Below are 13,637 nucleotides of genomic sequence, written 5' to 3' on the forward strand. Positions count from 1 at the left end.
TCACACCTCCGTAGGCGCGGTGGCCGTTCCCACCGAACTCTTGCTCAGACCGGAAAGGCCGGCGCTGCGGGCACGCCGCACTGCCGGTTCCAGCGCCTCCAGAAACGCCCGCACGTCCTCGGCCGTCGAGTCGTGTCCGAGGGTCAGCCGCAACGACCCGCGGGCCACCCGCACGTCCGTTCCCATGGCCAGCAGCACGTGACTCGGTTCGGCCACCCCGGCGGTGCACGCCGAACCCGTCGAGCACTCGATGCCCTGGGCGTCGAGCAGCATCAGCAGACTGTCACCCTCGCATCCGGGAAAGGTGAAATGCGCGTTTCCGGGCAGACGCCCGCCCTCGACGGTACCCGGGTCCCCGTTGAGCACCGCCTCGGGCACGGCGGCACGCACTCCCTCGACCAGCTGGTCCCGCAGCCGCGTCAGTTCGGCGGCGTGCCGCTGTCGGTGGTCCACCGCCTCCCGCAGGGCGCTGGCCAGGCCGAGCACCGCGGGAACGTCGAGGGTGCCGGACCGCACCTCGCGCTCCTGTCCCCCACCGTGCAGCAGCGGGGTACAGGAGACCTCGCGGGACAGCACCAGCACGCCCACTCCGTAGGGACCGCCGATCTTGTGACCGGTCATGGTCAGCGCCGAGACGCCGCTGTCCTCGAAGTCCACCGGCAGCGTGTCGACCGCCTGGACCGCGTCCGTGTGCAGCGGGATGCCGTACCGCTCGGCGATGCCGGCGATCTCGGAGACCGGATTGACCGTGCCGACCTCGTTGTTGGCCCACATCACCGTGGCCAGCGCCACGTCCTCCGGCGCCTGGAGGACGGCCCGTTCGAAGGTCTCGGGGCTCACCCTGCCGTGGGAGTCGACCTCCAGCCAGGTGACCTCGGCCCCCTCATGCTCGGCCAGCCACTCCACGGTGTCCAGCACCGCGTGGTGCTCCACGGAGGAGGCCAGCACGCGGCGACGTCTCCCGTCCGCGTCCCGGCGGGCCCAGAAGATGCCCTTGACCGCGAGGTTGTCGCTTTCGGTGCCTCCCGCCGTGAAAAGCACCTCGGAGGGGCGGGCCCCGAGCGCGTCGGCGATGTCCTCCCGCGCCTCCTCCACGGCGCGCCGTGCTCGCCGCCCGGAGGTGTGCAGGGAGGAGGCATTGCCGAGCGTGCCCAGCGCCTCGCTCATCGCCGCGATCGCGCGGGCCCGCATCGGGGTCGTTGCCGCATGGTCCAGGTACGTCATCGCCCGTCCAGGATAGTCCTTCACCGACGGCTGGTGACCAGGTGCGCACCCGACAGCCCCACGGCGATCAGCACGACCGCCAGCACGAGCACCCCCGAAGTGGGTTCGCGGGTGTCGGCCACGAGGTTGACCAGCGCGCCTCCCAGGCCGATCAGCAGTGCCTGCCCGAGCATGTCCGAGATCTGTAGCGCGGCCGAGTTGAATCCGCGTTCGGTGGTCTCCGAGCGGTCGAGCACCCCCACGGCGGTGCTGGTCACGGCTATGCCCATTCCCGCCCCGGCCAACGACCACAGGAACAGGATCGTCCACCCCGGCGACCAGACCGGAGCGATCGCGCCGACCCCGAACACACCGGCGGTGACCAGCAGGAAACCCCGCGAGATCAGCGTGTGCCTGCCGACGTCCACCCAGCGGCTCTGCAACCAGGCCCCCAGGCTCCACCCCAGGGAGGCCAGCGTGAGAGGGATACCGGCCAGCGCGGGCGAGTAGCCGTGCACCACGGTCAGCACCAGCGGCACGAACGCCTCGGCGGTGAAGAACACTCCGGCCAGCAGGCCGCGCGCCAGTACCAGCACCGGGATCCCGCCACGGGCACGCAGGGTGCCCCTGGGCAGCAGCACCAGGAAACACCGCCACAGCACCACCACGGAAACCGCCCCGAGCACCAGGGCCGGAACACCGGGGTGCTGCGCGGCCCAGTTCACGCCCACCGTGGCCGCCCCGGCCCCCAGGGCGGCGGGCACGAGCCCGGGTCTGCCCGCAGGCTGCCCGGACGTGACTCCGCCCGAGCGCAGTACCGTGGAGGCCAGAAACACCGCAGCCAGCAGCACCAGCGGCACCAGCCCGAGGAACACCCACCGCCAGTGCAGGTACTCGGTGACCGTTCCCGAGACGGCGGGCCCGAGCAGCGAGGGCAGCACCCACGAGGCCGACATCAGCCCGAACGCCCTCGGCCGGTGGCTCTCCGGGTAGACCCGGGCGATCAGCACGTAGAGCGGGACGGCCACACTGCCCCCGCCCAACCCCTGCACCGCCCGGGCCACCAGCAGCACGGCCATGTTGGGAGCCGTTCCCGCGAGCACCAGCCCGAGCGCGAACAACGGGAGGGAGACCAGCAGCGGCAACACCGGCCCCCGCCGGTCGGAGACTCTGCCCGCGAAGACGGTTCCGACGGCGCTGGCGGCCATGAACAGTGTGAAGGACCACGAGTACCAACGCTGGCCGTCCAATGAGGAGGCTATGGTCGGCAGCGCCGTGGCCACCCCCATCGCCTCGAAGGCGACGAGGGTGACCACGATGACCATGCCGCTCGTGAAACTAAGGTAGCGTCGACTCCACAACGACTCCCGTGGTTCCGGCGTCGGTGTCGCGTCGGTCGCGGGGGGTTCGCTCGATGCGCTCACCCGACGATCCTGCGATTTCGAGTCCGCTACAAGTCCAGCCTCCCCCGAGGGGCGGTTCGTGCGCCGCGAGCGACTCCGTCACCGCCGCGCACCGCGCGGCCAGCCGCCGACGCGGACCGGCGCGCCCCTCCCCGAATCCCCGCTCGTCCGCGCGGCCCTCCTGCGCGACGCTTCGCGCGGTCAAGGGAGCGCCCAGGAACAGTTCGACGACCAGTCCGTGCACCGCGAGTACGCGACACAGCGAACGCAGCAGGGTCTCCTCGCCGACGAAGGCGGCGACGGTCGTCGGTTCCGGGCCCAGCCGGTACCGCAGCGTCACGGGACGGATCTCCGCGTCGGCCTCCAGCGCCGCCTGGAACAGCGCCGGGCGGTACCGCCCCGGGGCACGTCCACACCGGGTGGTGCCCTCCGGGAAGACCCCGACGGTCGCGCCCGAGCGCAGCGCGTCCGCGACTCCGTCCACCACTTCCGGGAGAAGGCGCAGTCGTGCCCGGTCGACGAACAGGGTGCCGCAGCGGGCCGCGAGGCTGCCCAGCAGCGGCCATTCGCGTACCTGGGCCTTGGCGAGCATGCGCACGGGCCCCATCGCCTGCAGTGCCACCACGTCCAGCCAGGAGACGTGGTTGCTCACCACCAGGCTTCCTCGCCCACGCGGGGCGAGGTTCCCTCGGACCCGCAGCCGCACACCGAGTGCGGTGAGCAAGCCGTGGCACCAGATCCGGCCGAGGTACCCACGGGAGGGGGCGGGCAGTAGCGGGAACGCCCCTGCCAACAGAACTCCGCAGCCGAGCAGGGCCGCCACCACCGCCAGTCGTCGTATCCGGCACAGCGGTCCCGCCCGTGGCAGGTTGCCGAGGTGGGGCAGGCAGTGTGTTCCGCACGGCGAGGCGGGGAACCACGCTCCGAGCTCGCTCATCCGTGCGACCCCAGGAACCGTTCGAGGTAGCGGTGGTCCATCCGCGCGGTGTCGAGCAGGACGAAGAAGTCGGCGACGTCGAACTCACGGTCGTGGGCGGGAGGGCCGCACACCCACGCCCCCAGCCGCAGATACCCCCGTAGCAGCGGGGGGAACCGGACGCGTTCGTCGTGCTCGGCCGAATCCGGCGCCCACCGTTCGTGGGGGGTGACCCGACGGTTCTCCGGGGCGTAGCAGCGCCGCCGCACGTTCCGCCACACTCCGGCGGCGGTACGGCCCCCGTCCCGGAGCGGCACCGAGGCGCACCCGCCCAGCCAGCGGTAGCCGTGCACCAGCATGTACCGCGCGATGCCCGCCCACATCAGACCGACGACCGCCCCGTTGCGGTGCTCCGGATGCACGCAGGAGCGTCCGGCCTCGACGAGGTCGGCGAGCAGGGGTCGCAGCCGGGCGAGGTCGAACTCGCCGTCGGCGTAGAGCCCGCCCACGGCCCGCGCCCGGCACGGGGGCAGCATCCGGTAGGTGCCCACCAGTTCTCCCGAGACGTCGTCGCGGACGAGCAGGTGGTCGCAGAACTCGTCGAAGAGGTCGCTGTCCGTTCCGGCGGACCCACCACGCACCGTGGCGCCCATCTCCATGGCGAAAACACGGTGCCGCAACCGTTGTGCCGAGTTGATGTCGACGGTTTCCCTGCTCAGCCGCAACGAGTAGCGGCCGTTTCCCAGCCGGGTCGCCGCGCCCGCCGGCAACTCCGAGTCGGATCGCCCTGTTTCGACCATGCCCGAGGTGTAACCGCTGCCGCACCACGGCTGGTAGGCACGCCGGTGGACCGGGTCGGGAACTTTCGATGAATACCCGCTGTACGCCTCGTCCCCGCGCACGGGACTCCCGCGACCTCGGGACGGGGCTCTTCCGCGTCCACGAAAAGGGCGGGCCGGACGTGACGCCGACCCGCCCCGGGGGAGACCCCGTCTCACCCCTTGCGCTTGCCGACCTCCTCGGTCAGCTGCGGGGCCACCTTGAACAGGTCGCCGACGACCCCGAAGTCGGCGATCTCGAAGATCGGCGCCTCGGGGTCCTTGTTGACCGCCACGATGGTCTTGGAGGTCTGCATCCCGGCGCGGTGCTGGATCGCACCGGAGATTCCCAGCGCGATGTACAGCTGCGGCGAGACCGTCTTACCGGTCTGACCGACCTGGAACTGGGCGGGGTAGTAGCCGGAGTCGACGGCGGCGCGCGAGGCGCCGACGGCGGCACCGAGCGAGTCGGCCAGCTTCTCGACCACCTCGAAGCTCTCGGCGCTGCCGACGCCGCGACCCCCGGAGACCACCACGTTGGCCTCGGTCAGCTCGGGACGGTCCCCGGACTCGGCGGGCTGCCTGCCGGTGATCGCACCGCTCTTGGCCGTGTCGGTGCCCGGCACCTCCACCGCCTCGGTGGTCGCCGTGCCCTGGGCCTGTTCCGGCTCGACGCTGCCAGGCAGCATCGAGATCACCGGCATCCCGGAGGCGGCCTTGGCGGAGGCCTGGTACGAACCGCCGAACAGGGAGTGGGAGGCCACTCCGTCGGCGTCGACGTCGACGGCCTCGGAGAGCAGTCCGGAACCGGTGCGTACGGCCAGCCTGCCCGCGATCTCCTTGCCGTCCACGCTCGCCGAGGTCAGCACCGCGGCGGGGGAGACCCGCTCGACCAGACTCGCCAGCACGTCCACCTGGGGAGTGACCAGGTAGTTGTCGATGTCGGCGGACTCGGCCGTGTAGATTTTCGTCGCCCCGGAGGAGGCCAGCGCCTCGGCCACCTTGTCGGTGGATCCGGGCCCGCCGGTCACCACGGCGGCGGGTTCGCCCAGCCGGCCGGCGGCCGTGAGCATCTCGTACGTGACCTTTTTGACCTCGCCACCCGCGTGGTCGACGAGGACCAACACCTCAGACATGGATTAAGCCCCTTCTCAAACGCGACCCGAACGAAGCCGGGTGAAGACCACACCCGAAACGACTCAGACGAGGTTCTTTCCGGCCAGGAACTCCACGATCCGCACGCCACCCTCGCCTTCGTCGGTGACCTGCTGGCCCGCTTCCTTCGGCGGGGCGGGCGCGGACGAGACCATCTGGGTGGCCGCACCGGACAGGCCCACCTCGCTCGGGTCGATGCCCGCGTCGGCCAGGGTCAGGGTGGTGACGGGCTTCTTCTTCGCGGCCATGATCCCCTTGAAGGAGGGGTACCTGGGCTCGTTGATCTTCTCCGTCACCGAGACCACCACGGGCAGCTCGGCACGGACACTGGTCACTCCGGCGTCGGTCTCGCGCTCGATGGACGCGGTCGACCCGTCGACCGACAGCGAACGGGCGTAGGTCAGCTGCGGCCAGCCGAGCAGCTCGGCCAGCATCGCGGGCACCGCACCGCTGCGTCCGTCGGTGGACTCGTTGCCGGCGATCACCATGTCCACCGACTCCAGGGTGCCGATCACCTTGGACAGGGCCTTGGCCGTGGACACCGCGTCCGTTCCGTGCAGTGCCTCGTCGGACAGGTGGACGGCCTTGTCGGCCCCCATCGAGAGCGCCTTGCGGATCGCGTCGGTCGCGCGCTCGGGGCCCATGCAGACCACGGTCACCTCTCCACCGTGGGCTTCCTTGGCCAGCAACGCCTCCTCAACGGCCCGCTCGTTGATCTCATCCAGCACCGCATCCGCGGACGCCCGGTCCAGGGTGTGGTCCGAGTCGGACAGCTTGCGCTCGGACCACGTGTCGGGCACCTGCTTCACCAGGACGGCAATATTCATGGGTCCTCTCCGACCTCCTGCGGACTGTTGACGGCTTCCCGGCTGGGTCATCCCGGCGCGGCATGTCCCCGGGAAGGTTGACCTTGCCACGTGGCCCCGTGGAAAGCACAGTGACACCAACCACCAAGGATGTTACCGACCGGTAGCCCCAGCGTAACCCGGGCACAGGAGTGACGGTACTCACTTCGCGCCGACGGGGGGACAACCACTCCGAATTTTTCGCCCGTCAGCGACACAGCTCACTCTCTCCGGGGTGATCATCCGGAAGAATGAGTATGATTAATCTGAAAGTATGAAGCCACGCGTCGCCATCGTCACCGACTCGACCGCCTCGGTACCCGACCACATCGCCGAGAGGCTCAACATCTCGGTCGTGCAGCTGGAACTCACCGTCGACGGGCAGAGCAACGACGAGCGACGCGTGCCGCGCAGCGAACTCGGCGAGGCCATGAACGCCGGCACGGAGGTGAGCACGGCCGCTCCCCCCGCCCCCGCGTTCTTCTGGAACTACTCGGACGCGGTCAACGAGGGAGCCGAGGAGATCGTCTCGGTGCACATCTCCTCGGAACTGTCCGAGACCTGCGAGTCGGCGCGCGCCGCGGCCGCGGAGTTCGAAACCCCCGTCCACGTGGTGGACTCCCGCACCTGCTGCCTCGGACTCGGCTACGCGGTGATGGCCGCGGCCGAGACGGCCGCCGCCGGCGCGGACGTGCGGACCGTGCTGGACGTGCTGCACCACCGGCTGGACGGAAGCAGCGAAACGGTCTACGTGGACACCCTGGAACACCTCCGCCGCAGCGGACGGATCGGCTCCGCCCAGGCCACCCTGGGAAGCGCCCTGTCCCTGAAACCCGTGCTGGGGCTGCACGAGGGCGTGCTCACCCAGCTCACCAGAGGGGTCGGCGCGGAACGCGCCCTGCGCAAGGCCGTGGACCACGCCGCCGAGACAGCCGGAACACGGCGGGTCAACATCGCCGCCGAGCACTTCCTCGCCGAGCGGCGGGCCCGTGAGGCCCTCGACGCGCTGAAGGGCAGAGTGGAGCTGGCCAACGAACCGCTGCTCGCCGAGACCAGCGCGATCATCGGCGCGCACACCGGCCCCGGCTCGGTCGTGCTCTCGGTGGCCCCGGCCTGAGACGGGCCGGGAACCAGCCCGAACGACGGAAGGGTCAGCCGCCGACCGCGTCCATGGCGCGGTGGATCCGCTTCTCCGAGACCGGGTGGGGTGTGCCCAGTTCCTGCGCGAAATAGCTCACCCGCAGTTCCTCCAGCATCCAGCCGATGGACCAGAGCCGCTCCCCCACCGGTTTTCCGGGGGGCACCGAGTCCAACAGCTCCTGGTAACGCTGTTCGACCATCCCCACCCGGTCCATCAACTCCCGGTCCCGGCCAGGCCGGTGCGGAACCTTGCTCAGCCGGTAGGAGATCGCGCGCAGGTACCGCTGGAGATCGGGCAGTCTCCGCGCGCCGGTGGCCGTCACGAAACCCGGGTAGACCAGATTGGACAACTGCGTGCGGATGTCCTCGGCGGCCTCGCCGGACAGGGCGCGGGTCTCGGCCATCTCGGCCTCGACGTCCTGTTGGGCGCTCAGCACCTGTTCCACCCGGGAGACAACCTGCGCCGAGGTCGCGTTCAACCCCGCACGCACCCGCTCCACCAGGCGGTCGAACCCGGCCCGCTCGGTCACCGGTCCCCCGGACTGCCGGATCAGTTCGTCGGCGGCGCAGGTGACACAGTCCTCGAACAGCTCCTCCTGTCCGCCGTGCGGGCTGCTGGCGAAGACCACTCTGGCCCTGGTGCTCACCTGTTTCCGCAGGGACTTCACCGGGGAGGAGACGTTGAGCAGCACCAGTCTGCGGATGCCGCGCCACTGTTGGCGACGCTGTTCCTCGGCCGAGTCGAAGGCGCGGATGCCCACGCTGTCGCCCTCGTCCACCAGGGCGGGATAGGCCTTGACCACCTGGCCGTTGCTCCGCTGCTCGAAAGTGCCCGGCAGCTCGCCGAAGTCCCACTGCCGCAGCCCGTGCCGTTCGATGGTCTCGGCCGCCGCCGAGATCTCGGCACGCAGCTTGGGACGCAGCCGCTCGGCCAGCTCGGCGAGGTCCTTGCTCTCGGCGAGGACGTGCTCGTCCCCCGAGGAGTCCCGGCCCTGCACCACACGGAAGGTCATTCTCAGGTGGTCGGGAACGCGCTGGAGGTCCCAGGAGTCCCGCGGTACGGTCACCCCCGTCATCCGCCGCAGTTCCTCCGAGAGCGCCTCCAACAACGGCTTCTCCCTGGGGCGCAGCCGAGCCAGCACGGCCCTGGCGTGGTCCGGGACCGGGACGAACTCGCGTCGCAGCTGCTTGGGCAGCGTTTTCAGCAGCGCGGTCACCAGCTCCTCGCGCAGCCCCGGGATCTGCCACTCGAATCCCTCCGGGTCGAGCTGGTTGAGGGCCGCCACCGGGACGTGCACGGTGACCCCGTCGGCGTCCGTGCCGGGCTCGAACTGGTAGCTGAGCGGCAGACGGTGCCCGTCCTGCTCCCAGAAGTCCGGGTAGTCGCTGTCGCTGACCGAGGTCGAGGTCTCGTTGAACAGCAACGACCGGGGGAAGGTCAACAGGTCGGGCTGGCTGCGGCGGACCTTCTTCCACCAGCTGTCGAAGTGCCGGGCCGAGACCACCTCGGAACCGACCCGCTGGTCGTAGAACTCGAACAGTGTCTCGTCGTCGACGAGGATGTCCCTGCGCCGTGCCCGCTGTTCCAGTTCCTCCACCTCGGCCAGCAGCGCGCGGTTGGTGTGGAAGAACTCGTGGCGGGTGTCCCAGTCCCCCTCCACCAGGGCGTGTCGGATGAACAGCTCGCGACACAGCTCGGGCTCGATCCGCCCGTAGTTGACCTTGCGGCCCGCGACCAGGGGGACGCCGTACAACGTCACCCGCTCGTAGGCCATGACCGCGCCCTTGTCCTTCTCCCAGTGCGGCTCGCTGTAGTGGCGTTTGACCAGATGGCCGGCGAGGCGCTCGATCCACGAGGGCTCCACCCGGGCCACGGTGCGGGCGAAGAGCCTCGACGTCTCCACCAGTTCCGCCGCCATCACCCACTGGGGCGGCTTCCTGGCCAGCGCCGAACCGGGGAACACGGCGAACCTGGTCCCACGCGCCCCCAGGTACTCCGTGGGACCGCGCCGTCCCGAGTCCGACCTGCGCTCGGCGTCCTTCAGTCCGATGTGCGACAGCAGCCCCGCCAGCAGGGACTGGTGTATCCGGTCGCCGTCGGCGGGCTGGTCGTTGATCGGGATCTCCAGGGTGTTGACCATCTGCCGCAGCTGGGAGTAGAGGTCCTGCCACTCCCGGATCCTGAGGTGGTTCAGGTACTCGTTGCGGCACATCCGACGGAACTGGTTGGAGGACAGTTCCGCCCTGCGGTCGCGCAGGTACTGCCACAGGTTCAGGTAGGAGAGGAAGTCCGAGCTCCTGTCGGTGAACCTGGCGTGCTGCTGGTCGGCGGCCTGCTGGTGTTCGACGGGCCGTTCCCTGGGGTCCTGGATGGACAGCGCGGCGGCGATGACCATCGTCTCGTGCACGCAACCGTTGCTCTCGGCCTCGACGATCATGCGCCCCAGCCGGGGGTCGATGGGCAGCCGTGCGAGCTTCTGCCCCACCCCGGTCAGTCGCCGGTTGCCCTTGCGGTCGGTGCCGTCCAGCGCGCCGAGCTCGTGCAACAGGTTCACCCCGTCGGTGATCTGCCGCTTGTCGGGGGGCTGGACGAAGGGGAAGGAGGCCACCTCCCCCAGGCCGAGCGAGGTCATCCGCAGGATGACCGAGGCCAGGTTCGTCCGCAGGATCTCCGGGTCGGTGAACTCCTGCCGGGCCAGGAAGTCCTGCTCCGAGTACAGCCGGATGCAGATCCCCGGTGCCTCCCGGCCGCAGCGGCCCTTCCGCTGGTCGGCCGAGGCCCGCGAGACGGGTTCGATGGGCAGCCGCTGCACCTTGGTGCGGTAGCTGTACCGCGAGATCCGTGCCGTGCCCGGATCGACGACGTACCTGATCCCCGGGACGGTCAGCGAGGTCTCGGCCACGTTCGTGGCGAGCACCACACGACGTGTGGAGTGGCGTTGGAAGACCCGCTGTTGCTCGGCGGAGGAGAGCCGGGCGTACAGCGGCAGGATCTCGGTGTTCGGGGGTTTGCGCTGTTCCAGCGCCTCGGCGGTGTCCCGGATCTCGCGTTCCCCGCTGAGGAAGACGAGGATGTCGCCGGGTCCCTCCGCGCACAGCTCGTCCACCGCGTCGGCGATGGCCGTGGTCTGGTCGCGCTCGACGTCCTCCTCCTCGTCGGAGGTGTCCACCAGTGGGCGGTAACGCACCTCCACCGGGTAGGTGCGCCCGGACACCTCGATGATCGGGGCCCCACCGAAGTGCTCGGAGAACCGCTCCGGGTCGATGGTGGCCGAGGTGATGATCACCTTGAGGTCCGGGCGCTTGGGCAGGATCCTCTTGAGGTAGCCGAGCAGGAAGTCGATGTTGAGGCTGCGTTCGTGCGCCTCGTCGATGATCAGCGTGTCGTAGCGCCGCAGCAGCGCGTCCCGCTGGATCTCGGCGAGCAGGATCCCGTCGGTCATCTGCTTGACCAGGGTGTCGTCGTCCGCCCGGTCGGTGAACCGCACCTGGTAGCCCACCGGTCCGCCGACCTCGGTGCCCAGTTCGGCCGCGATGCGTTCGGCCACCGTGCGCGCCGCCAACCTGCGCGGCTGGGTGTGGCCGATCGAGCCGAACACCCCGCGTCCCAGCTCCAGGCACATCTTCGGCAGCTGCGTCGTCTTGCCGGAGCCGGTCTCGCCGGCGACCACGACCACCTGGTTGTCCCGGATCGCGGCGAGCAGGTCCTCGCGGCGCCCGGTGACGGGCAGCTCCTCCGGGTAGCTGACCTCGGGAACCCGCTCGCGGCGCCGGACGACGCGTTCCCGCGAGGCCGCGACGTCCGCGGAGATCTCCTCGACGACCGAACGCAGCGCCTCGGGGTCACTGATCTTGCGGGCACCGTCGATGCGACGACGCAACCGGTTCCGGTCCCGCGTCATCAGCTCGGACAGGCTCTCGCGCAGTTCGGACAGGGTGGGCGAAACGGGTGCAGTGGCCATACGTCCCCCAAGCATAGATATCCCGGCCTCGTCCACGCCTCCGTGTTTCGCCGGATTCACATCGACCGCCCGCCGGAGAACCAGCGGGGCACCGGCCCCGCCCCGGCCACGGCGGAAGTCCGTGGGCGGCCAACGGCCCGACCCGGGCAGGAAGCCCCGCCGTCGACTCAGGTGAGCTCCGCCCGGCACAGCAGCGCCGTGGGCGCGTCCCCAATCCGGGTGAGCACCAGCGTGGCCTCCTCGGTACCGGAGAGCTTCATCCGCCGGCGCAGCGCGTCCGGGTCCACATCCAACCCGCGCACCAGGATCTCCAGTCTTCCCACCTCGTGGCGACGAAGCAGGGTCCGCAGGTTCTTCTCGCCGTAGCCGGACTGTTCGAGCACCCGGAAGGCCCGCACTCCCGGAGGGGGAGCGTCACCGGTCAGATAGGCGATGCGGTGGTCGAGCTGGCCCAGACCGTGCCGCGCGGCGTACTGCCGGACCAGCCCGGCCCGGACCACGGCCCCGTCCGGGTCCACCAGCCACCGCCCCGGAGCCCGCACCGGGCAGTCGTCGGGCTCGGCGTCGGTGACCCGCAGCACGGGAACACCGTCCACGCCCAGCACGGTGGCGGCTCTGCCGACCCCGGGTGTGGCCAGTCCGCCCAACCACACCGAGGCCTCCCGCACCTGCCCGCCCAGCGAGACCAGCTCGACCTCAGCCGTGTCCGGGAGCGCGTCGAAGTCCAGCCCCGGGGCGCACTTGACCACCAGGTCACGCCCCCGGTACGTGGCGAGCAGCTCCCGCAGGGGAGGCTCCAGCGCCTCGGGGTCCCACCGCCTGCGTCCGGAGTCGTCCCGCCTGCCCGGATCGGCGACCACGGCTGCCGTCGTGGTGACCGGGTGCAACGCGTCGGCCCGCACCAACCCGGCCTCGGTACCCCGGGCCTCCAGGTTGGCGCGAGCCATCAACAACCGAACCCCGTCACGGTCCGAACCGAGACAACGCCCGGCGACCGGGGCCAGTTCCACCAGGTCCGCTCCGATCGAGCAGGTGACGTCGTGCACGTCCCGCCCCGCCAACCGGACCGCACGGTGCCGGGCCACCGGTGTCGCCGTGGCCTGCTGCAACGCCGAGTCGGTGAACAACCACCGCCCCGCGTCCTCCAGCTTCGCCGCGGCACGACGTCGCAGCGCCACCGTCTCCAGCACCGCCGGAGCGAAACGCCGCCCCGCGACAGCACGGGCCGTGCCCGTGTCCGCCAACCTGGACGAGGAGGTCAACGGAAGCTCGGCCACCTCGTCCAGCGCACGGACCCCCTCCGGGGAACGCAGGAAGGCGACGTCCTCGGCGTCGAACGCGTAAGCCACGGTGCACCAGCCGGATCAGTTTCCGGTGAACTCGGCCTTGCCCGGCCCGTTCTCGATGAACGAACGCATCCCGATCTTCTGGTCCTCGGTGGCGAACAGGGAGGTGAACAGGTGGGTCTCGATGCGCAGTCCGGTGTTCAGGTCCGTCTCGAGTCCCTCGTCGATCGCCTGCTTGGCCGCCGCCAGGGCGTGGGCCGGGCCGTTGACGAACTGCTCGGCCCAGCGGCGCGCGGTGTCGTAGACCTCCTCCGTGGCGACCACCTCGTCGACCATGCCCAGGGAAAGCGCCTCGTCGGAGTCCACGAAACGACCGCTGAAGACGATGTCCTTGGCCTTGCTCGGGCCGACCAGCCGCGCCAGGCGCTGGGTACCGCCCGCGCCGGGAATGACCCCGAGCAGGATCTCCGGCTGTCCGACCTTCAGCCCGTCGGCAGCCACCCGCCGGTCGCAGGCCAGCGCCAGCTCGAACCCGCCCCCCAGCGCGTAACCGGTCAGAGCGGCCACCGTGGGTTTCGGGATCGCGGCCACCGCGCTCAACGCGGCCGAGAGCCCGTCGCGCTCCTTGGCCGCCATCTCGGGAGCGGAGCGCTCGGCCATCTCCTTGATGTCGGCACCGGCGGCGAAGACCTTCTCCCCGCCGTAGACGATCACGGCCCGCACGTCCGCCCGTTCGGCCGCCTCCTCGGCGGCGGCCCGGATCTCCCGCTCGACCTGACTGTTGAGCGCGTTCATCTTGGGCCGATCCAGCCTGATCGTCCCGATCCTGTTCTCGACCTCGAGTCTGACGAACTCACCCACGCCGCAACCTCCTCGTCGCATCACGAACGGTGCCGCACACTATCGTGC

10 protein-coding genes are annotated in these 13,637 nt (G+C 70.4%); 1 reads left to right on the forward strand and 9 read right to left on the reverse strand.

Going from position 1 to position 13,637, the window contains the following annotated elements; genetic code table 11:
* From CEP50_RS04320 to CEP50_RS04345, 6 genes are all read right to left on the reverse strand, one after another.
* Entirely contained in the window at nt 1-1,224 is a 1,224-nt protein-coding gene (locus CEP50_RS04320; protein ID WP_106112621.1) for a cysteine desulfurase family protein, read from the reverse strand.
* Nucleotides 1,225-1,244: 20 nt separating this feature from the next.
* A complete protein-coding gene (locus tag CEP50_RS04325) occupies nt 1,245-2,627 on the reverse strand; it encodes an MFS transporter (RefSeq protein WP_106112622.1) in 1,383 nt (460 codons plus the stop codon).
* Nucleotides 2,542-3,543: a lysophospholipid acyltransferase family protein gene (locus CEP50_RS04330; RefSeq protein ID WP_106112623.1), complete on the reverse strand. Its 1,002-nt coding sequence runs from the start codon at nt 3,541-3,543 to the stop codon at nt 2,542-2,544. The genes CEP50_RS04325 and CEP50_RS04330 overlap by 86 nt, the downstream gene beginning before the upstream one ends.
* Nucleotides 3,540-4,322, reverse strand: a complete 783-nt coding sequence (locus tag CEP50_RS04335; RefSeq protein ID WP_106112733.1) for a GNAT family N-acetyltransferase — start codon at nt 4,320-4,322, stop codon at nt 3,540-3,542. Before CEP50_RS04335 ends, CEP50_RS04330 begins: the two co-directional genes overlap by 4 nt.
* Nucleotides 4,323-4,516: 194 nt before the next feature.
* Nucleotides 4,517-5,476: an electron transfer flavoprotein subunit alpha/FixB family protein gene (locus CEP50_RS04340; protein WP_106112624.1), complete on the reverse strand. Its 960-nt coding sequence runs from the start codon at nt 5,474-5,476 to the stop codon at nt 4,517-4,519.
* 63 nt (nt 5,477-5,539) lie between these two features.
* Nucleotides 5,540-6,322, reverse strand: coding sequence for an electron transfer flavoprotein subunit beta/FixA family protein (locus CEP50_RS04345; protein ID WP_026449205.1), 783 nt, complete (start codon nt 6,320-6,322; stop codon nt 5,540-5,542).
* 292 nt (nt 6,323-6,614) lie between these two features.
* Between CEP50_RS04345 and CEP50_RS04350 the strand changes: the two genes are divergently transcribed.
* The gene (locus tag CEP50_RS04350; protein ID WP_106112625.1) at nt 6,615-7,457 is read left to right on the forward strand and encodes a DegV family protein; all 843 of its coding nucleotides are present in this window, start codon (nt 6,615-6,617) and stop codon (nt 7,455-7,457) included.
* A gap of 34 nt (nt 7,458-7,491) precedes the next feature.
* Here CEP50_RS04350 and hrpA read toward each other — a convergent pair whose 3' ends face one another.
* The 3 genes from hrpA to CEP50_RS04365 form a co-directional block, all read right to left on the reverse strand.
* Nucleotides 7,492-11,442 carry an ATP-dependent RNA helicase HrpA gene (gene hrpA, locus CEP50_RS04355; RefSeq protein WP_106112626.1) on the reverse strand — a complete coding sequence of 1,317 codons (3,951 nt, stop codon included), beginning with the start codon at nt 11,440-11,442 and terminating at the stop codon, nt 7,492-7,494.
* Nucleotides 11,443-11,609: 167 nt separating this feature from the next.
* Entirely contained in the window at nt 11,610-12,791 is a 1,182-nt protein-coding gene (locus tag CEP50_RS04360; protein ID WP_106112627.1) for a class I SAM-dependent methyltransferase, read from the reverse strand.
* A 15-nt stretch (nt 12,792-12,806) separates the two neighbouring features.
* Nucleotides 12,807-13,589 carry an enoyl-CoA hydratase/isomerase family protein gene (locus CEP50_RS04365; RefSeq protein ID WP_106112628.1) on the reverse strand — a complete coding sequence of 261 codons (783 nt, stop codon included), beginning with the start codon at nt 13,587-13,589 and terminating at the stop codon, nt 12,807-12,809.
* Between the last annotated feature and the right edge of the window lie 48 nt (nt 13,590-13,637).

This window comes from Actinopolyspora mortivallis (genome assembly GCF_003001495.1).
Classification (GTDB): Bacteria; Actinomycetota; Actinomycetes; order Mycobacteriales; family Pseudonocardiaceae; genus Actinopolyspora; species Actinopolyspora mortivallis_A.